16 protein-coding genes and 1 rRNA gene are annotated in these 19,138 nt (G+C 69.0%); 16 read left to right on the top strand and 1 reads right to left on the bottom strand.

Annotated features, from left to right (window positions below; all coding sequences use genetic code 11):
* Positions 1–9 precede the first annotated feature (9 nt).
* Positions 10–126: ribosomal RNA gene (rrf, locus tag ACQPWU_RS44090) — 5S ribosomal RNA — on the top strand.
* Between the two features lie 57 nt (positions 127–183).
* Here the strand turns inward: rrf and ACQPWU_RS44085 are convergent.
* Positions 184–1,191 (bottom strand): hypothetical protein, encoded by a 1,008-nt coding sequence (locus tag ACQPWU_RS44085; RefSeq protein WP_433431600.1) that lies wholly within the window; start codon positions 1,189–1,191, stop codon positions 184–186.
* A gap of 124 nt (positions 1,192–1,315) precedes the next feature.
* On the opposite strand from ACQPWU_RS44085, the gene ACQPWU_RS44080 reads away from it, so the two are divergent.
* The 15 genes from ACQPWU_RS44080 (at position 1,316) to rpmA (ending at position 19,018) form a co-directional block, all read left to right on the top strand.
* The gene (locus tag ACQPWU_RS44080) at positions 1,316–2,608 is read left to right on the top strand and encodes a bifunctional folylpolyglutamate synthase/dihydrofolate synthase (protein WP_433445435.1); all 1,293 of its coding nucleotides are present in this window, start codon (positions 1,316–1,318) and stop codon (positions 2,606–2,608) included.
* Positions 2,605–2,946, top strand: coding sequence for a DUF4233 domain-containing protein (locus ACQPWU_RS44075; RefSeq protein WP_433431599.1), 342 nt, complete (start codon positions 2,605–2,607; stop codon positions 2,944–2,946). Before ACQPWU_RS44080 ends, ACQPWU_RS44075 begins: the two co-directional genes overlap by 4 nt.
* 9 nt (positions 2,947–2,955) lie before the next feature.
* The gene (locus tag ACQPWU_RS44070) at positions 2,956–4,524 is read left to right on the top strand and encodes a hypothetical protein (protein ID WP_433431598.1); all 1,569 of its coding nucleotides are present in this window, start codon (positions 2,956–2,958) and stop codon (positions 4,522–4,524) included.
* 183 nt (positions 4,525–4,707) lie between these two features.
* Positions 4,708–5,118: a nucleoside-diphosphate kinase gene (ndk, locus tag ACQPWU_RS44065; RefSeq protein ID WP_357620243.1), complete on the top strand. Its 411-nt coding sequence runs from the start codon at positions 4,708–4,710 to the stop codon at positions 5,116–5,118.
* Between the two features lie 392 nt (positions 5,119–5,510).
* The gene (locus ACQPWU_RS44060; protein ID WP_433431597.1) at positions 5,511–6,542 is read left to right on the top strand and encodes a rod shape-determining protein; all 1,032 of its coding nucleotides are present in this window, start codon (positions 5,511–5,513) and stop codon (positions 6,540–6,542) included.
* Complete coding sequence (mreC, locus tag ACQPWU_RS44055) at positions 6,542–7,420, top strand: rod shape-determining protein MreC (RefSeq protein ID WP_433431596.1); 879 nt, start codon at positions 6,542–6,544, stop codon at positions 7,418–7,420. The genes ACQPWU_RS44060 and mreC overlap by 1 nt, the downstream gene beginning before the upstream one ends.
* A gap of 454 nt (positions 7,421–7,874) precedes the next feature.
* Positions 7,875–8,339: a rod shape-determining protein MreD gene (mreD, locus tag ACQPWU_RS44050; protein ID WP_433431595.1), complete on the top strand. Its 465-nt coding sequence runs from the start codon at positions 7,875–7,877 to the stop codon at positions 8,337–8,339.
* Positions 8,336–10,381 (top strand): penicillin-binding protein 2, encoded by a 2,046-nt coding sequence (gene mrdA, locus ACQPWU_RS44045; RefSeq protein ID WP_433431594.1) that lies wholly within the window; start codon positions 8,336–8,338, stop codon positions 10,379–10,381. Before mreD ends, mrdA begins: the two co-directional genes overlap by 4 nt.
* A 472-nt stretch (positions 10,382–10,853) precedes the next feature.
* Complete coding sequence (rodA, locus tag ACQPWU_RS44040; RefSeq protein WP_433431593.1) at positions 10,854–12,020, top strand: rod shape-determining protein RodA; 1,167 nt, start codon at positions 10,854–10,856, stop codon at positions 12,018–12,020.
* Between the two features lie 4 nt (positions 12,021–12,024).
* Positions 12,025–12,243, top strand: a complete 219-nt coding sequence (locus ACQPWU_RS44035) for a hypothetical protein (RefSeq protein WP_360702886.1) — start codon at positions 12,025–12,027, stop codon at positions 12,241–12,243.
* Between the two features lie 78 nt (positions 12,244–12,321).
* Entirely contained in the window at positions 12,322–14,232 is a 1,911-nt protein-coding gene (locus tag ACQPWU_RS44030) for a TIGR03960 family B12-binding radical SAM protein (protein ID WP_360702889.1), read from the top strand.
* Between the two features lie 152 nt (positions 14,233–14,384).
* Positions 14,385–15,137, top strand: coding sequence for a TIGR03936 family radical SAM-associated protein (locus ACQPWU_RS44025; RefSeq protein ID WP_433431592.1), 753 nt, complete (start codon positions 14,385–14,387; stop codon positions 15,135–15,137).
* 144 nt (positions 15,138–15,281) lie between these two features.
* Positions 15,282–18,227: an Rne/Rng family ribonuclease gene (locus ACQPWU_RS44020; protein WP_433431591.1), complete on the top strand. Its 2,946-nt coding sequence runs from the start codon at positions 15,282–15,284 to the stop codon at positions 18,225–18,227.
* A 215-nt stretch (positions 18,228–18,442) separates the two neighbouring features.
* Positions 18,443–18,745 carry a 50S ribosomal protein L21 gene (gene rplU / locus ACQPWU_RS44015; RefSeq protein ID WP_043634375.1) on the top strand — a complete coding sequence of 101 codons (303 nt, stop codon included), beginning with the start codon at positions 18,443–18,445 and terminating at the stop codon, positions 18,743–18,745.
* Between the two features lie 15 nt (positions 18,746–18,760).
* Positions 18,761–19,018, top strand: a complete 258-nt coding sequence (gene rpmA / locus ACQPWU_RS44010) for a 50S ribosomal protein L27 (protein ID WP_012893687.1) — start codon at positions 18,761–18,763, stop codon at positions 19,016–19,018.
* Positions 19,019–19,138 lie beyond the last annotated feature (120 nt).

The raw sequence follows: 19,138 nt of genomic DNA, 5'->3' as shown, positions 1-19,138 counted from the left end.
TCGCAGGGTTGCGGCGGTTATGGCGGGAAGGAAACACCCGGTTACATTCCGAACCCGGAAGTTAAGCTTCCCAGCGCCGATGGTACTGCACTCGGGAGGGTGTGGGAGAGTAGGTCACCGCCGCACAAATATGTGCAAGAGGGCTCGACGCCAGGCGCGTCGGGCCCTTTTTGTGTTTTGCGGTCAGTCTTCCGCCCATACGAGTTCGAAGAGCCCTGGCCTCGGCGGCCTTATCTCCCGAAGCTTCGTGTGATCGCCGGTCCGCGTGTTCACCCGGAATGTGAGCTCACGATGCAGATCGCCCGTACCGCATCTCAAGAGCACATCCGAGGCACTCAGCCATCGACTCGTGCGGCAGATGCTGGCTCTGTCCTGCAGTGGCAGGGAGAGGCGTACGTCGTGGAGGACCCTCCCGTCCGCGGTGTCGATGGTGACCAGCCGGGCCGGGCGGATGTCGGCGCCGCCCGCGGGGAAGTTCCTGGGCACGACCTCCGCGGCTTGCCGCTTTCCATCGGGGGTCAGGACACCCGTGGCCTGGGTGACGCGGAGCCGGCCGGGCAAGGGGATATTGGTGGTGCCTGACGCGTCCGTCACGGAAAACGAATTCTCGTCCTTGGCCATCAACCGCTTACCCGCCATGTCGAGGCCGAGCAGGGTCGCATCTCGCGGCAACCGCCAGATCGTCCGCCCGTCGGCCACTTCCGCGACGAAGGGCGCCGGAATGGAGCCCTCGTCGTCGTCTCCATCGTCGGCCTCGAACTCGACGTACAGCCACCGCCCGTTGTCCAGCAGCGTCGGCGAAACGGTGAAATCCGCCATGGCCTGCGCGGGCAAGCTCTCTAGGACGGGGCGCACGGTGCCGTTGACGAGGTCGCGGACGACGATGCGGTGGTCGGTCGCCCGCTCGTACGCGATGAGGCGGCCGTCGGCGCTCACGTCGACGGGGTTGCCGCCATCGGCGTCCGTGAGCTCCCAGGTCTTTCGCTCGCGGGTCACGACCCGCCAGTTGGCGCACTCCTCCTCCGGGCCTTCGATGGCCGCGCTCTCGCATAGGTACGCGTACGCGGCCGGCCCTTGAGAGGGCGGATCGTGGTGGGCGAGCTGTGCTGTTCTGGCCGGCTGTCGTGGAATCAGAGCGTTCAGCAGGATCGCGAGGACCCCCGCCGCCACGATCGCAATCGATTTCTCCATGTCATCCTCCCCACAAGGTTGGATGAGATAGAGGCTGCCGATGTTCGAGGATGCCCGGGGCAGAAGCGCTTCGGGCAGTCAGTAGGGTTGAGGGGTGGATTATCGTGCGGTCGAACGCGCAATCATGGAGCGCGGCGTCGAGTGGGATTTCGAGCCGACGCTCGACAGGATCGCGGCTCTCCTTGACCTGCTCGGGTCGCCGCAGCAGGCGTACCCGGTCATACACATCGCCGGCACCAACGGTAAGACGAGCACGGCGCGGCTCACCGAGGCGCTGCTCAAGGAGCGCAATCTGAGAGTGGGGCGGTTCACCAGCCCTCATCTCGTGTCGATGCGCGAGCGGATCACCGTGGACGGGGAGCCGCTGAGCGAGGAGCGGTTCGCCGAGGTCTACGAAGAGATCATCCCCTACGTCGACCTGACCGACAGCCAGGGACGGCGCATCCAGTTCTTCGAGTTGCTGACCGCCATGGCGTTCGCCGCGTTCGCCGACACGCCGGTCGACGTCGGAGTGATCGAGGCCGGCATGGGCGGGTCCTGGGACGCGACGAACGTGGCCGACGGCACCGTGTCCGTGATCACGCCCATCTCGCTGGACCACATGGACCGGCTCGGACCAGACATCCCCAGCATCGCCTCCGAGAAGGCGGGCATCATCAAGCCCGGCGCGACCGCCATACTCGCTCAGCAGGAGCTGGCCGCGGCAGAGGTGCTGATGCGGCGGGCCGCGGACGTCGGGGCCGTCGTGGCCCGCGAGGGGCTCGAGTTCGGCGTGCTCGGCCGTGAGGTGGCGATCGGCGGGCAGCTGCTCACGCTGCGCGGGCTCAAGGGCGTCTACGACGAGGTCTACCTGCCGCTCTACGGCGCGCATCAGGCGAGCAACGCCGCCTGCGCGCTGGCCGCCGTCGAGGCGCTGACCGGCGGCGACGACCCGCTCGACGTCGATCTCGTACGTCAGGCGTTCGCCCAGGCTTCCTCGCCCGGGCGTATGGAGGTCGTGCGGCGCACGCCGACGGTCGTGATCGACGCGGCGCACAACCCGGGCGGCATGCAGGCGACCCTGGAAGGGCTGCACGAGGCATTCGATTTCGCCAAGGTCATCGGGGTTGTCGCGGTCATGCGTGACAAGGACGTCGACGGACTGCTCGAGCTGCTCGAGCCCATTCTGGACGAGATCGTCGTCACCCGTAACTCCTCGCCCAGGTCGATGTCGCCGGAGGAGCTGGCGTCCCTGGCGGAGCCGCTGTTCGGCGAGGAGCGCGTACACGTCGTGGACCGGCTCGACGACGCCATCGACCGGGGCATCGGCATCGCCGACGCCGAGGGCGAGTTCAGTGGCACGGGCGTGCTCATCACCGGGTCCGTCGTCACGGCAGGCGATGCGCGGCAGATGCTCAAGGCGGATGGTTCGCGATGAATTTCCAGGTCACTCCGGGCATGCGCAGATTGGGTGCCAGCGTGCTCGGCATGGAGGCCATCGTGGCGGGGTTGATCACGCCGGTGGCGATCACCGTGGGCGGGGTCGCGCCGGGGCTGGCCGTGACCGCCGGCATCGGTCTCGCCGTGCTGTGCGTGGTCGCGGCGGGCCTGCTCAAGAGGCCTTTCGGCTACGTTCTCGGCAGCGTCGTACAGGTGCTGGCGATCTGCACGGGCTTCCTCGTGCCGACCATGTTCTTCCTCGGCGCGATCTTCACGGCGCTGTGGATTACGGCGATTATCGTCGCTCGCCGTGTCGAGGGCGCTACTTTTCGCTAAAGTCGGCGCATGACCGTCCCCCCGATCCAGCGGTCGGCCGGCCTCAGGTCGCCATGGCTGCTCGACGTGACACTCGGGCTGCTCGTCGTGGCCGCGCTGCCGCTGGCCATCGTCACCATTCCCAACACGCTCTCCGTCGTCGCCAAGCTGCTGCCGGGCGACATCGACCAGGTCGGCCTGATGCGCACGCACGGGCTCGCCCTGCCCGCCCTGATGCTGACCGTGCCGCTCGCAGCCGTGGCGCTGCGACGGGCAAAGGTGGCTCATGTGCTGCTCGGCGGGCTGGTGCTGGTGGCACTGTCCGAAGTCGCAGGTGGCTTCGCGGGCTCGGAGCTCATCGTCGGGGTGGTGCGGGTGCTGCGCGGCGTCGGTGCGGGACTGGTCGTTCCCGCCACGCTGGCCGCGGTCTGGGGCCGCGGTCCGATGCTGCGGGCGCTGTGGGCAGGCGTGTTCAGCCTGAGCCTGCTCGCGGCCCAGGCGCTGGCGCTCTGGCCGCTCGACAAGGCGAGCAGCTGGAAGGTCACGCTGCAGCCGTATCCGATGCTGACGGGGATCGCGCTGGCGCTCGCGGGCGCGTACGTGATCGTCTGGATTCTGCTCGGGCGGCCCGACGCGCCAGGGCCCGACGACGGGGAGCGGCGCCGGCTGCTGCTGGCCGCCGTGCCCGCGGCGGGCATCGCGGTCGTGGGGATCAGCACCGCGACCGCGGGGTGGCGGGCCATGCCGGTGATCCTGCTGGCGGTGCTGGCGGTCGCGGGGCTGCTGGCGCTGGCCTCCATCGGGACGGGCGAGAGCCGCACGCTGGCGTACTCCATGGTGGCGGTCGGCGTCGTGCTGCTGCCCAGCGCGGCCCAGGTGACGCTGGTGGAGATGGGCGGGCTCGGCGGGCCCGGGCTGAAGGGTCTCTGGATTCCCTACGGCGTGGCAGGAGTGCTCGCCGTGGGCGCCTCCGTGGCGGTGCGGCGGCTCGCACCGGCTTCCGTGCGGTGGCTGGCGCCTTTGGGGCTGCTGGCCATGGTCGTGGGGCTGTGCTCAGTGCGGCTCATGGTGCCGTCCGCTGTCGGGCTGGTGCTCGTCGTGCCGTTCTCGCTGCTCGTCGTGGGGGCGGCTGTGGCGCTGACGTCGGCGTTGCAGGAGGTGGGTGTCGGGGTGGCCGTGTTCGGGCTGTCGCTGGGCCTCGCGGGCGTGCTGGCGGGTTTCCTGCTCGGTACGGGGGTGCAGATGGCGATGCTGGCCGGGGTCTCTTCGGCTCAGGAACTGGTTGACAGCTTCGTCGGCGCCCTGCATGCGTGGGCCCTGGTCGGTGGGTTCTTCGTGGTCGTGGTCATCGTGCTGGCCGCAGTGACGGCTCGGCGGAGCGCGAAGAACGCGCCCCACGTCCCTTGCGCGGGTCCTGGTGTGGCGGCCGTTGGCGAGACCGATGACGATCCGCCTGCTGGGACGAGCCCGCGTGGGCCGGCGTCCGTCCCACCCGCAGGGGCCTTCGACGAGGAGGACGCGCAGGAGGACGGCGAGGCCGATCCGCTGCCCGGCGTGCCACCGCAGGGCCGTTCGCCCGAGGACGCCGCCTCCTCGTAATTGAGCGCCCCTTTGTGACCGCGCGCTCCCTCGTGACTGAGCGAAACGAGGGTGGCTGCGCGGGACGGTAAGCTGAGGCCCAAGCCACGGCGACGCGTGGGCCCGTCCCCCGCGAAGCATCCGCGCGGCCGGGCCGGGGTGCCCGTGACCGCGACCCTCACTCTGTTCGAAGGAGAACTCCAAGTGTCCGAGCGCACTCTTGTCCTGATCAAGCCCGACGGGGTTAAGCGCGGCCTCATCGGTGACGTGATCTCGCGCGTGGAGCGCAAGGGCCTCAAGGTCGTGGCGATGGACCTGCGCACCCTCGACGCCGACACCGCCAAGGCGCACTACGCCGAGCACTCCGAGCGGCCGTTCTTCGGCGAGCTCGTCGAGTTCATCACCTCGGGGCCGCTCGTCGCTCTGGTGCTCGAGGGCCCGCGCGCCGTCGAGGCGTTCCGCGCGCTGGCCGGCGCCACCGACCCGGTCAAGTCGGCGCCCGGCACGATCCGCGGCGACCACGCACTCGAGATCGGCGAAAACGTCGTCCACGGCTCCGACTCGCCCGAGTCGGCCGCCAGGGAGATCAAGATCTTCTTCCCCGACCGGTTCTAGGCGATCCCGGTTCACGCTTTCGCGCCCGCGCAGCTTCGCTCTGCGCGGGCGCGGGTTTTTGTCGGCCGCCTGCCGTATGTTGGCGGGGTCTTGTCGCTCGACGCCGGTTCGTGAGGGAGATGGGGACACGGTTTTGTCAGCCGTTCTCCCTATGGTTGGCGGAGCCGCCGCGTGAAGTGGGAAGAGATGGTCGTAGGCATGGGCGTTTTGGATCGTTCCAGCAGCCGATCGGATGTTGTGGTGCAATCCGGGCAAAATTGCGGTTGAGGTAGCGGCTGGAGATTTTTGTGGGGCGCGAAGGCTCATTGCGCCCCTCGGTGGGTACGTCACGTTACGATTCGAATTCGATCCGTAGTCATTCGCGAACGACGTTACGGAGGGCTCCGTTCCCCATGGGCAGCAAGCTCGCGTTTCTCGGCCGTGACATGGCGGTCGACCTGGGCACCGCCAACACGCTCGTCTACGTGCGCGGCCGGGGCATCGTCCTCAACGAGCCGTCAGTCGTAGCGATCAACACCGCCACCGGCAAGATCGTGGCCGTTGGCATCGAGGCCAAGCGGATGATCGGTCGTACGCCTGGCAATATCGTCGCCGTACGGCCGCTCAAGGACGGCGTGATCGCCGATTTCGACGTCACCGAGCGGATGCTGCGATATTTCATTCAGAGGGTGCACCGACGCCGGCACCTCGCCAAGCCGCGCATCATCATCGCCGTGCCCAGCGGCATCACCAGCGTCGAGCAGCGCGCGGTGAAGGAGGCCGGATACCAGGCGGGCGCCAGGAAGGTCTACATCGTCGAGGAGCCCATGGCGGCCGCCATCGGGGCCGGTCTGCCGGTGCACGAGCCGACCGGAAACATGGTGGTCGACGTCGGCGGGGGCACCACCGAGGTGGCGATCATCTCGATGGGCGGCGTGGTCACCAGCCAGTCGATCAGGATCGGCGGCGACGAGCTCGACCAGGCGGTGATCTCGTTCGCCAAGAAGGAGTTCTCCCTGATGCTCGGCGAGCGCACCGCCGAGGAGATCAAGATCGCCATCGGCTCGGCCTGCCCCGGCGGCGAGGAGTCCCACGCGGAGATCCGCGGGCGTGACCTGGTCAGCGGGCTGCCCAAGACCATCGTCGTGTCGAGCGAGGAGATCAGGAAGGCCATCGAGGAGCCGGTCAACGCGATCGTCGACGCGGTCAAGACCACGCTCGACAAGTGCCCGCCCGAGCTGTCCGGCGACATCATGGACCGCGGCATCGCGCTCACCGGCGGGGGCGCCCTGCTCAAGGGGCTGGACGAGCGGGTCAAGGTCGAGACGGGCATGCCCGTGCACCTCGTCGAGAACGCCCTCGACTCGGTCGCCATCGGTTCCGGCAAGTGCGCTGAGGAGTTCGAGGCGCTCCAGCAGGTCTTGGTGCCGGAGTCGCGGCACTGATGAAGGACTCGCGCCGTGCCCGGCTGATCCTCGGAGGGCTGCTGATGGCGGCCCTGGTCATCCTGACCGTCGACCACCGCGCCGGCGACAGCTCGCCGCTGACGCCGCTGCGGGCCGCCGCGGCCTCTGTGTTCGGCACGGCGGAGCAGTTCGGTGGAGGGCTGGTGCGTCCCGTCGGAGGGTTCGTGAGCGCTGTCGTGAGCGCGCCGAGTGCCCAGGAGCGGGTCAACGCGCTCAAGGCGGAGAACGCCCGGCTGCGCTCCGAACTGGTGGCCAGCAGGCTCGACGCGACCCGATCCAAAGAGCTCAAGCAACTGCTGGGCCTGGCGGGCACAGGTGGATTCAAGGTGGTCCCGGCCAACGTGATCGCCAGACGTGGGCTGCCGGGCTTCGAGGACACCGTTCAGATCGACGCGGGCACGAGTGACGGGATCCGGTCTGAGATGACCGTGCTCAACGGCGACGGGCTGATCGGGCGCGTCATCCGCGCTTCCCCGCACACCTCGACGGTGGTGCTGCTCAGCGACCCCGCCTCGGCCGCCGGGGCACGGCTGGAGGGCGCCAAGGAGATCGGTGTGGTGCATGGGGTGGGGGAGAACGGGCGGCTCGTCCAGTTCCGGCTCCTCGACTCCACGGCACCGTTGACCAGGGGCGCGCGGATCGTCAGCTTCGGCTCACAGAACGGCAGCCCGTACGTGCCCGGAGTGCCGATCGGGGTGATCGAGCGGGTGGAGTCGACGCCGGGGGAGCTGACGCGCATCGCGTACGCCCGGCCGTACGCGGATCTGACCTCGCTCGACGTGGTCGGTGTGGTGGTGGAGGCGCCCAAGCGGGACCCCCGTGACGCGGTGCTGCCGACCAAGGAGAGGTCACGATGATCGAGGGGTTGCCTGGCTCGCGGCGCCCGCTTCAGGAGGGCCGCGGTGACGCCTGCTGGGGCTGTGGCGGCCGTATGAGCCCGCATAGGGGACGGGTGGAGCGTTCCATTGGGTCGGGATATGTCACGTGCGTGAGAGCGGCTGTGGCGGCGTCTGGCGGTGGCTGGGCGGCTGTGCTCCACGATGGACTCTCGCCGGTCCAGGTGGTCCGGTTCGGTGGTGGCCGGTCGTCGGCCCGGGCTCTGCTGCTTGGTCATGGGGGTCGGTCGCGGGTGACGGCGGCCGAGTTCGGGGATGAGCGGGCGTCGGTGCGGGTGGCCTGGCGCGGTGATGAGCGGTCCTCGGTGCCCGCGGGTGGGGGCGGACCGGCGTTGGTGCGGGTGCACATGAGGCCGCCGGGCTCGAGGTGTGTCTCGGGGCGTCGGATTGTGAGGAGTTCCCTGGAGGGGGCGCGATGATCGGCGGGCTGTCCGTGTTGCTGGCATTGCTGGCGCAGGTCATGCTGGTCAACCGGGTGCCGTTGCCAGGCGGGGGCGCTCCTGATCTGGTGCTGCTGGCGGTGATCGGCGCGGCGTTGGGGCGGGGAGCGCAATATGGAGCGGTGCTCGGATTCTGCACCGGGCTGCTCGTCGACATCATGCCTCCGACCGCTCACCTCGTGGGACAGTACGCGTTCGTGCTGGCGGTCGTCGGCTACGTCGCCGGGCGCGGCGCGGGCGGGCCGGTGACGACCGTGGTGTTGTGCGTGCTGCTGGCGCCGCTGCTGGCGGCGTTCGTGGTCGGGCTCCTCTCCGATCCCCGGGTGACGATGTCGACGTTGACCGACCGGGTGCCCATCACCGTCGTCTACACGCTGCTCTTTTCCCCCATCGTGATCTGGCTGACCACGCGCGGCAGGGAGGCGAGGTTCTCGACATGATCAGGATGCGAGCGAGGCTTTTGGCGTTGCACGTGCTCGTGGTGATGATGCTCGTCGTGCTGGCCGTGCGGCTGTGGCAGGTGCAGGTGGTACGCGGGCGCGAGTTCGTGACCCGGGCGACGGAGACCAGGACGCGGGCCGTGATCGTGCCGGCGGTGCGTGGGCAGATCCTCGACTCGCACGGGCGGCCTCTGGTGCGCAACAAGACCGCGCTGGTCGTGTCCGTGGACAGGACCAGGCTGACCAGGATGCCCGACGGCGGTCTTACGGTGCTGCGCAAGCTGTCGGCCGTGCTCGGCAAGCCGGTCTCGGACCTGCAGCAGCGCATCACGCCGTGCGGGCCGGGGGTGTCCAAGCCGTGCTGGACGGGGTCGCCGTACCAGCCTGTCCCGCTGGACGAGAAGGTGGACACCCGGGAGGCACTGCAGATCCTTGAGCGGCAGGAGGAGTTCCCCGGCGTGACGGCGGAGATCCACTCCGTCAGGCAGTACCCCGGCGGAAGGGCCGGGGCGCAGATGCTCGGCTACCTGCAGCCGGTCACCGAGGCCGAGCTGGAGAAGCGGGAAGGGCTCAAGGCCAGCTTCTCCGGGGTGGACCTGGCCGGGCGAGACGGGCTCGAGTACATCTACGACGACGCGCTGCGTGGCAAGTCGGGGCTGCGCAGGGTCCAGGTCGACAGGATGGGTAAGGCGCTCGGGGTCGAGGAGCAGATCACCCCGGTTCCTGGCGATCATCTGGTGACCAGCATCGACTCGCGGGTGCAGGACGTGGTGGAGAAGGCGCTGGGCAAGGCGATGAAGTCCGCGCCGGCGGCCGACGGCGGCGCGGCGGTGGTGCTCGACGCGCGTACGGGACGGGTGATCGCGCTGGCCAGCGCGCCAGGATACGACCCGGCGATCTGGGCGGGCGGGATCTCGATGCGCGGATACCAGTGGCTGTTGTCGACCAAGTCCGGCTTTCCGCTCGTGTCGCGGGCGATCAACGGCCAGTTCGCGCCCGGTTCGACGTTCAAGATCTCGTCGGTGTCGGCGATGCTGCGGTCCGGATATCCGCTAAACGGCACCTATGACTGCCCCGGCTCCTACATGGTGGGCGACCGGGCCTTCAACAATTTCCACGGCATCGGGCTGGGCACGATGAATCTGCACACGGCGCTGGTCAAGTCGTGCGACACGATCTTCTACCGGGCCGCGTACGAGCAGTACCTCAAGGACGGCGGGCGCAACCCGAAGAAGGCGACGAAGGAGGTGTTCGCCAACACAGCCAGGGCGTTCGGATTCGGCGCCCCGACAGGGGTGGACCTGCCCGGTGAGTCCTCGGGGCGCATCCCCGACCGTGCGTGGAAGAAGGACCTGTGGAACCGGACCAACGCCGTGACCTGCGAGCGGTCGCGCAAGGGGTATCCGGAGGTCAAGGACCGGGCGCGGGCCGATTTCCTCAAGCGGCTGGCGCTGGAGAACTGCACCGAGGGGTTCCTGCTCCGGCCGGGTGACTCGGCCAACTTCGCCATCGGCCAGGGCGACGTGCTCGTGACGCCGATGCAGCTCGCCCGGGCGTACATGGCGCTGGTGAGCGACGGGAAGCTGCGCAGCCCGCGCATCGGGTGGGCGCAGGTGCGGCCCGACGGCACGGTGGTCAAGACCATCCCCGTGCCGGTGGTGGGCAAGTTGCCGATCTCCGAGAAGGAGCGCCACTACATCAAGGACGCGCTGAGCGACGTCCCCTCCGACGGCACCGCCGCGGGGGCCTTTGCCGGGTTCCCGATGAACAAGGTGCGCATCGGCGGCAAGACCGGTACCGCGGAGGTGTGGGGAAAGAAGGACACTTCGTGGTTCGCCTCGTTCGCGCCGACGAACAACCCGCAGTACGTGGTCGTGGTCATGGTCTCGCAGGGCGGGATGGGCGCGGAGACGGCGGCGCCTGCCGCGCGGGAGATCTACGAGGGGATCTACGGGATCAAACGGTCCGCGGCTGTGCCCGGCGGGAAGCTCACGACGAGACTGCCCCGGTTCTCGCCCGATGGAATGGTGGCCGGACAATGAGCGCCCCTACCCCGGAGACGGGCGGCCGCGGAATGGCCGCGGATGAGGGCGGCTCGGCTGTGAACGCCGGTGTCGGGGGTCTGGAGGTCGCCGGGGCCGAGGGTGGTGCGGCGATCGTCGGTGGTGCGGGCCCGTGTGACGGGGATCCGGTGGTGGTTGCCGCGGAGCTTGGGATGGCTGAGGGTAGCGTCCCGCCGATGATTGCCGGTGGCGGCGGTCGGGGGGTTGCCGCGACTGTGGGTCGCTCGGGGGCCGTGGGCCGTACAGGGCTCTCGGGGGTTGGCGATCGTGGTGATGATCGGCGGAGAGTGGGCCTTGGGATCGTCCGGCGGCTGGGAGGTCGTCGGGTTGTCCGGCGGCTGGGGGGCCGTGGGGTTGTGCGGTGGGTGGTTGGTTGTGTGGCCGGGTGGGTGATCGGGTGCGCGGTCGGCTGGCTGGTCGGGAGCCCGGCTGGTGAGACGGGGGGCCGGAGGTGATCGATCGTTCGGCCGCCATCCGGCGGCCCTCGCTGCTGCGGCGGGTGACCGCCGAGAACTCGACGGTACGCAGGCTTGACGGGCTGATGCTGGTCGCGGTGGCCGGGCTGTGCGTGATCGGTACGCTGCTCGTCTGGTCGTCCACCAGGACCTGGGCGCCGGGATCCACGGGCCTGGTCAAGAAGCACGTGTTCAACGAGGTCATCGGAATTCTGCTGTGCGCGGTCGTGGCGATGGTGGACCATCGCGCGATGCGGGCGTACGCACCCCTGGTGTACCTGGTGTCGCTGATAGGGCTGGGCCTGGTGATCACGCCGTTGGGCGCGACGATCAACGGGTCGCACTCGTGGATCCTGCTCGGCGGGGGGTTCGCGGTGCAGCCGTCCGAGTTCGCCAAGGTCGGGCTGTTGCTGATCATCGCGATGCTGCTGGCGCAGCCCGCCGAGGGCAGCGATCGGCCGCGAGGGCTCGACATATGGCTGGCGCTCATCGCCGCGATGGTGACGATGGGGCTGGTCATGCTCCAGCCAGACCTCGGGACGGCGCTGGTGCTGGCGGTGATCACGGCCGCCGGGCTGATCATCGCGGGAGTGCGCAAACGGTGGATCGCGGCGCTGATGGTGGTGGCGGCGGCCGGGGTGTTCTCGGTGTTCTACTTCAAGCTGCTCGAGCCGTACCAGGTGGCGCGGTTCACGGCGTTCGTCGATCCGAGCGTCGATCCGCGCGGCGTCGGCTACAACAGCACACAGTCGATCATCGCGATCGGTTCGGGGCAACTTCTGGGCAAGGGCCTGCTCGGGGGCGGGCAGACGACCGGCAGGTTCGTGCCCGAGCAGCACACCGACTTCATCTTCACGGTGGTGGGGGAGGAGTTCGGGTTCCTCGGGTCGGTGACGGTCGTGCTGCTGCTCGGGGTGGTGCTGCTACGCGGGCTGAAGATCGCCAGGGATTGTGATGACAGGTTCGGGACGCTGGTCGCGGGGACGATCGTGTGCTGGTTCGCGTTCCAGACATTCGTCAATGTGGGGATGACGATCGGGATCATGCCCATTACGGGGCTGCCGTTGCCTTTCGTCTCGTATGGCGGCACCGCCACGTTCGCGAATCTGATTGCGATTGGGCTTCTTCAAGCCATCAGGGTGCGAAGACAGTCGTTTAATTAGAGATATGTTCTTGGCCTATTGCGATGAGTGCGAGGAGCGCTTTCTGCTGCCCGCGAACCACGTCGTCGGCGTCCACAACCTTGCGAGCGGCGTGATCGCCGTTGAGCTGACCTGCTACGAAGGGCACCACATCCTGGTGGTCAGCGGAAACGACCTTGAGACTCCGACAAGAAACCTGCTCGTCGGCCTGCCGCCCTACGGCCGCGACCGGCGGATGCCGTAGCGGCAGTCCACCTGGCAGTTTTCTCATCGGCCCAGGATCAGGACCTGCCACCGTCCGAGCGCCGCTACCCTGGACGGTATGCCTGTCGAGTCGATTTTCCACCGCCTGGAAGCGCTGCTGCCCAAGGTGCAGAAGCCCATCCAGTACGTCGGAGGTGAGCTCAACTCGACCGTCAAGGACTGGGACTCCGCCGACGTGCGGTGGGCGCTGATGTACCCGGACGCCTACGAGGTCGGGCTGCCCAACCAGGGCGTGGCGATCCTCTACGAGATCCTCAACGAGCTGCCCGGCACGCTGGCCGAGCGCACCTACGCGGTCTGGCCGGATCTCGAGGCGCTCATGCGGGCCGAGGGCGTCCCGCAGTTCACCGTCGACGCGCACCGGCCGGTGCGCGCCTTCGACGTGCTCGGGCTGTCGTTCTCGACCGAGCTCGGCTACACCAACATGCTGACGGCGCTCGATCTTGCGGGCATTCCGCTGCTGGCCGTGGAGCGGGGTGAGGACGACCCGATCGTGCTCGCCGGCGGCCATGCGGCCTTCAATCCCGAGCCGATCGCCGACTTCCTCGACGCTGCCGTGCTCGGCGACGGCGAGCAGATCTCCATCGCGATCACCGAGGTCATCCGCGAGTGGAAGGCCGAGGGCGAGCCGGGCGGCCGCGACGAGCTGCTGATGCGGCTCGCCGAGTCCGGTGGGGTTTATGTCCCGAAATTCTATGATGTCGACTATCACCCGGACGGTCGCATCAAGCGCGTCGCACCCAACAGGGCCGACGTGCCGTGGCGGGTGCACAAGCACACCGTGATGGACCTCGACGAGTGGCCCTACCCGAAGAAGCCGCTGGTCCCGCTGGCCGAGACGGTGCACGAGCGGTTCAGCGTGGAGATCTTCCGCGGCTGCACCCGCGGCTGCAGGTTCTGCCAGGCCGGCATGATCACGCGTCCGGTGCGGGAGCGCTCGATCACCACGGTCGGGGCCATGGTCGAAAACGGCATCAAGGAGTCCGGCTTCAACGAGGTCGGACTGCTGTCGTTGTCGTCGGCCGACCATTCCGAGATCGGCGACATCGCCAAGGGCCTGGCCGACCGCTACGAGGGCACCAACACCTCGCTGTCGCTGCCCTCGACCAGAGTCGACGCGTTCAACATCGACCTGGCCAACGAGTTCTCCAGGAACGGCAGGCGTTCGGGCCTGACGTTCGCGCCCGAGGGCGGCTCGGAGCGCATGCGCAAGGTGATCAACAAGATGGTCACCGAGGAAGACCTGATCCGCACCGTCACCACGGCCTATTCGCAGGGGTGGCGCCAGGTCAAGCTCTACTTCATGTGCGGGCTGCCCACCGAGACCGACGAGGACGTGCTCGGCATCGCCGACCTGGCCAAGAAGGTCATCAAGGCGGGCCGGGAGGCGACCGGCAGCCGCGACATCCGCTGCACGGTCTCCATCGGCGGCTTCGTGCCCAAGCCGCACACCCCGTTCCAGTGGGCGGGTCAGGCCGACCACGAGACCGTCGACCGGCGGCTCAAGGCGCTGCGTGACTCGCTCAGAGGCGACAAGGAATACGGCAGGGCCATCGGCTACCGCTACCACGACGGCAAGCCCTCGATCGTGGAGGGCCTGCTCTCGCGCGGCGACCGCCGGGTCGGCGCCGTGATCCGCGCCGTCTGGGAGGACGGCGGCAGGTTCGACGGCTGGAGCGAGCACTTCTCCTACGAGCGCTGGATGGCGGCGACCGAGAAGGCCGGCGTCGACGTCGACTGGTACACCACGCGTGAGCGGGAGGAGAACGAAGTCCTGCCGTGGGACCACCTCGACGCCGGGCTCGACCGCGAATGGCTCTGGCAGGACTGGCAGGAGGCCGTTTCCGGCGGTGAGGTCGAAGACTGCCGCTGGACTCCTTGCTACGACTGCGGCGTCTGCCCGACGATGGGCACGGAAATTCAAATCGGGCCCACAGGGCGGAAACTCCTTCCTCTTACGGTGGTCTAGCGCGCTCAGTGGGCAGCCCGTGTCTCGGCGTACACGTCCATAGGCCGGGGCGGCTTATCCTGAGACGAAGAACTCTTACAAGGGAAGGACGACAAGCTCTGAAACCTGTTCCCGAAGGGCCTCCGCCCGCGCCCACGGTGCAGCGCCTTCGCGTGCGCTACGCCAAGCGCGGTCGCCTGCGCTTCACCAGCCACCGCGACATCTCGCGGGCCGTTGAGAGAGCGGTCCGCCGTGCCGGCATTCCGGTGGCCTACAGCGCGGGTTTCTCGCCCCACCCGAAGATCTCCTACGCGGGCGCGGCGCCGACCGGCGTCGCCAGCGAAGCCGAATACCTCGAGATCGGTGTCACCACACTGTGTGACCCCGAGCAGGTCAAACAGGGCCTTGATGGGTCGCTGCCGCCTGGACTCGATGTGCTCGACGTTGTGGAGGCGGGTCCTGGGGCGCTGGCCGACCGCTTGGAGGTCTCCGAGTGGGAGGTGCGGTTGCCCGGTGCCGATCGCGAGCTCGCCGAGGTGGCGGCGGAGAAGTTTCTCGCGGAGGGCACTGTGGAGGTCGAGCGCCTCACCAAGAAGGGTCTGCGCCGCTTTGACGCGCGGGAGGCCGTCCTGGGGCTCAAGGTGTCCGAGGGAACAGACAGAACTGCAGCTCAGGTGCATGGAGGACCGTGTGTCATACTGCGCATGGTTGTTCGGCACATGACGCCCGCCGTTCGACCCGACGATGTGCTCACAGGGCTGCGCCTTGTGGCTGACTTCGCGCCGCCGGTTCCCCCCGAGGTGACCAGGCTGGCGCAGGGGCCGCTCGACGCCAGCACCGGTGTACTTGCCGACCCGCTCGGCCTGGACCGCGACACGACGCGCGGCGGCGAGGCGGGACCGGTGGGTGAGCACGTCGCCGGTTAAGGAAGCGCCCTGCGCGAGCGGGGCACGACCGCTGACAGGACTTGGCGCCGGCGCCCCTACATCGGGGGCATCGGCGGACAACGAGACACGAGGGCTCCTGCGCGGCGCGGCGACGCGCCCGGGAGCTGACGGGAGAGCGCCCGCATGCTCGAGAACGAGCCCAACGCCGGGGCCATTGGCCCTGACGGGGAGACAACTGAACAGCCCGAGGTGACCCCACGTCGCCGCTCCGCCAGCCGCCCCGCGGGTCCCCCGCCGGAGCTGCCGGAGGAGCCGGCCTCCGTTCCGGTCACCGTTACCGCCGCGCAGGCCGCGCCATCCGTGGCGGATGTGCAAGCGGTGCAGAGCAAGGCCGCGCAGCGTGCGGCCGGAGAGCCTGCGCCTGAGCTCTTCGCCGCCGTGACCGCTGCCGGCACGGCTCCCGCCGCCGCGCCGGAGGCCGATGGTGGCGCCGTTTCCGGAGCGGCGGAAGCCGGTGTGCCTGCCGCCCCCGAGAGCCCGGTCGAGGCGGCCGTGACCGAGGCGGCTGCCGACGCCGTTGCCGAGAAGCCCAAGAGAGCCACGCGGACCCGGTCCACCGCCACGACGACGCGGCGCCGTACGACGAAGAAGGCCGAGGCGGAGGCGGAGGCCACGGGAGCGCTCGCGGAAGGCGAGACGCCCGCTGAGCCCGCCGAGCCCGTGAAGCGGCGCAGGACCCGCAAGAAGGTGGAGCCGGAAGAAGTCGTGGCGCCCGCCGTCGGCGAGGATGCCGCTGGAGCGGTGGCCGACAAGAGGGCCGCCGTCCAGGAAGGCGCCGAGGCCCCGGCCGGTGAGGTCGTGACCGCGCCTGAGGCGGCGCGCGCCGGGGGCGAGGCCGCCGCCGAGCCGGGTGGCGAGGATGAGGACATCCTGGAGGTCCTGCCCGAGGACGAGCCGCTCGACGACGAGCCCGCGGGCGAGGACCTCGACGAGGAGTCCGTGCGCCCGAGCCTGCTCGCCGACCCGTTCGGGTTGACGGTGCGCAGGGAGGACGAGCCCGGCACCATGTTCCAGCGGCCGGCGGCCATCTTCGCGCCGCTGTTCCAGGCGCCCGATCCCAGCAAGGCCAAGCCCGCCGCCTCCCGGCGGGCCGAGCCGCCGCAGCCCGCTCCCGAGCCCGAGGAGATCGAGGAGACGGTCGACGAGTCCGTGACCGAGGACGAGTCCGACGTCGACACCTCCGACGAGCAGGAGGAGGAGGAAGGCGGCGGCCGGCGCCGTCGCCGCAGGCGGGGTGGCCGTGGCCGCGGCAAGTCGCGTGAGCGTGACGAGGCCGAGGACGGCGAGGAGCCGGACGAGGAGGCCGAGGAGGAGCAGGCCGACGAGGCCGCCCAGGACGAGGAGGGCTCCGGCTCGCGCCGCCGCCGTCGGCGTCGCCGCCGGGGTTCGGAGGCGGACGCGGAGCCGTCCAGCGACGACCCGCCGAACACGGTGGTCCGCATCCGCGCACCGCGCGCGGGCCGTACCGCCACGCTCGACACCGCGACGGACGGCGTGCAGAGCGTGCGTGGGTCCACCCGGCTGGAGGCCAAGAAGCAGCGCCGCCGCGAGGGGCGCGAGCTCGGGCGCCGGCGCCCGCCGATCATCACGGAGTCGGAGTTCCTGGCCCGCCGCGAATCCGTCGACCGGATGATGGTGGTGCGCCGCCATGGCGACCGCACGCAGATCGCGGTTCTCGAGGACGGTGTCCTCGTCGAGCACTACGTCAACCGCGAGGCCAGCCAGTCCTACGTCGGCAACGTCTACCTCGGCAAGGTCCAGAACGTGCTGCCCTCGATGGAGGCGGCGTTCGTGGACATCGGCAAGGGCAGGAACGCCGTCCTGTACGCCGGCGAGGTGAACTTCGACACCGCCGGGATGGAGGGCCAGCCCAAGCGCATCGAGTCGGCGCTGAAGTCGGGCCAGTCGGTGCTCGTGCAGGTCACGAAGGACCCGATCGGCCACAAGGGCGCCCGGCTCACCTCGCAGATCAGCCTGCCCGGGCGTTACCTCGTCTACGTGCCAGACGGGTCGATGACCGGCATCAGCCGCAAGCTGCCCGACAAGGAGCGCACGCGGCTCAAGAGCATCCTGAAGAAGGTCATGCCGGAGAACGCCGGCGTGATCGTGCGTACCGCCGCAGAGGGCGCCTCCGAGGACGAGCTGGCCCGTGACGTGGCCCGGCTGTCCGCCCAGTGGGAGAACATCCAGAAGAAGGCCAAGTCGGCGAGCCCGCCCGAGCTGCTGTCCGCCGAGCCCGACCTGACGATCAGGGTCGTGCGCGACGTCTTCAACGAGGACTTCACCTCGCTGGTCGTGCAGGGCGACGATGCCTGGGACACGGTGGACGATTACGTCAAGTACGTCGCGCCGCACCTGGGCGAGCGCCTGTCGAAGTGGGACGGCGACCAGGGCGACGTGTTCGAGTCGTACCGGATCGACGAGCAGCTCGGCAAGGCGCTCGATCGCAAGGTGTGGCTGCCCAGCGGCGGCTCGCTGGTGATCGACCGTACGGAGGCCATGACCGTCGTCGACGTCAACACCGGCAAGTTCACCGGCCAGGGCGGCAACCTCGAGGAGACCGTCACCAGGAACAACCTCGAGGCGGCCGAGGAGATCGTGCGCCAGCTCAGGCTGCGTGACATCGGCGGCATCATCGTCATCGACTTCATCGACATGGTGCTTGAGTCCAACCGCGACCTGGTGCTGCGGCGGCTGCTGGAGTGCCTGGCCCGTGACAGGACCAAGCACCAGGTGGCCGAGGTGACCTCGCTGGGCCTGGTCCAGATGACGCGTAAGCGGGTCGGACAGGGGCTGCTGGAGGCGTTCTCGACGCCGTGCGAGTGCTGCAACGGCCGTGGCCTGCTCCTCTCCACGGAGCCGGTCGAGGCCAAGCCGGAGCCGCGCGGCACGCAGGGGAAGATGGCCATCGAGAAGGCGGTCTCCGACAAGGTTTCCGCGGCCAAGGACACCGCGGGCCGTGATACGGTGACCGGTGCGCTTGAAGACGTCCCGGCCGAGGACGACCAGGCCAGCCAGACTTCCGGCAGAGGGCGGCGACGCTCACGCCGAGCCAAGTCCACCGAGTAACTCTCGGCGGGCATCCGACGTTCCGTCCGGTTCGCCTAGGGACCACTGTTCCGGTACCCTAGACAATCGGTGCGTCAGGTGACGTGCCCTGTTGGCGCGCTTACTCGGTTCGTCGGTTTGGGACAGGCCGAATGACAGGCGCAGCATTCGGCGGCCACCTCTCGATGAGGTGGCCGATGTACGAGACAACAGTGAGTCAGTAGAAGGGTTCCGCGGTGTACGCGATCGTTCGTTGCGGCGGCAGGCAGCAGAAGGTCTCCGTCGGTGACGTCCTCGAGGTGGACAAGGTCGCCGGCGAGGTCGGCTCTTCGGTTTCGCTGCCGACGGTGCTCGTCGTCAACGACGGCGACGTGACCACCGAGGCGGGTAAGTTCACGGTCAGCGCCGAGATCCTCGGCGAGACCAAGGGCCCGAAGATCCGCATTCTCAAGTACAAGAACAAGACCGGTTACAAGAAGCGCCAGGGTCACCGCCAGCGGTACACCCAGGTGAAGATCACCGGTATCGAGCAGGCCTGAACGGGAGTTTGAGAGATGGCACACAAGAAGGGCGCGTCGTCCACCCGGAACGGCCGTGACTCCAACGCCCAGCGCCTGGGCGTCAAGCGCTTCGGCGGCCAGCTGGTCAACGCGGGCGAGATCATCGTCCGGCAGCGCGGCACCCACTTCCACCCCGGCGACAACGTGGGGCGTGGCGGCGACGACACGCTGTTCGCGCTGGCGGCCGGGCACGTGCAGTTCGGTGTCAAGCGTGGCCGGCGGGCCGTGAGCATCGTCCCCGTCGCGGAGTAGGTTCTCTCCTCTCCGTTTGACCCTGGGTTTGTTGCTTTAGGGGTGGATCGCGGTGTCGATCCACCCCTTTGCTTTTGGCTGGGCGCCGCTGATGTGCGGTGTACGGCTCGCCACGCGGCG

It is taken from the genome of Nonomuraea sp. CA-141351 (assembly GCF_050944675.1).
GTDB lineage: Bacteria > Actinomycetota > Actinomycetes > Streptosporangiales > Streptosporangiaceae > Nonomuraea.
The sequence above is the reverse complement of the archived record's forward strand: the minus strand, read 5'-3'. Positions and strand labels throughout refer to the sequence as shown.

Bases quoted from the DNA above. Each gene is read 5' to 3' on its own strand.
- ACQPWU_RS44085 (WP_433431600.1), bottom strand. From the start codon at position 1,191: ATGGAGAAATCGATTGCGATCGTGGCGGCGGGGGTCCTCGCGATCCTG.
- ACQPWU_RS44080 (WP_433445435.1), top strand. From the start codon at position 1,316: ATGGAGCGCGGCGTCGAGTGGGATTTCGAGCCGACGCTCGACAGGATC.
- ACQPWU_RS44075 (WP_433431599.1), top strand. From the start codon at position 2,605: ATGAATTTCCAGGTCACTCCGGGCATGCGCAGATTGGGTGCCAGCGTG.
- ACQPWU_RS44070 (WP_433431598.1), top strand. From the start codon at position 2,956: ATGACCGTCCCCCCGATCCAGCGGTCGGCCGGCCTCAGGTCGCCATGG.
- ACQPWU_RS44060 (WP_433431597.1), top strand. From the start codon at position 5,511: ATGGGCAGCAAGCTCGCGTTTCTCGGCCGTGACATGGCGGTCGACCTG.
- mreC (WP_433431596.1), top strand. From the start codon at position 6,542: ATGAAGGACTCGCGCCGTGCCCGGCTGATCCTCGGAGGGCTGCTGATG.
- mreD (WP_433431595.1), top strand. From the start codon at position 7,875: ATGATCGGCGGGCTGTCCGTGTTGCTGGCATTGCTGGCGCAGGTCATG.
- mrdA (WP_433431594.1), top strand. From the start codon at position 8,336: ATGATCAGGATGCGAGCGAGGCTTTTGGCGTTGCACGTGCTCGTGGTG.
- ACQPWU_RS44035 (WP_360702886.1), top strand. From the start codon at position 12,025: ATGTTCTTGGCCTATTGCGATGAGTGCGAGGAGCGCTTTCTGCTGCCC.
- ACQPWU_RS44030 (WP_360702889.1), top strand. From the start codon at position 12,322: ATGCCTGTCGAGTCGATTTTCCACCGCCTGGAAGCGCTGCTGCCCAAG.
- ACQPWU_RS44020 (WP_433431591.1), top strand. From the start codon at position 15,282: ATGCTCGAGAACGAGCCCAACGCCGGGGCCATTGGCCCTGACGGGGAG.
- rpmA (WP_012893687.1), top strand. From the start codon at position 18,761: ATGGCACACAAGAAGGGCGCGTCGTCCACCCGGAACGGCCGTGACTCC.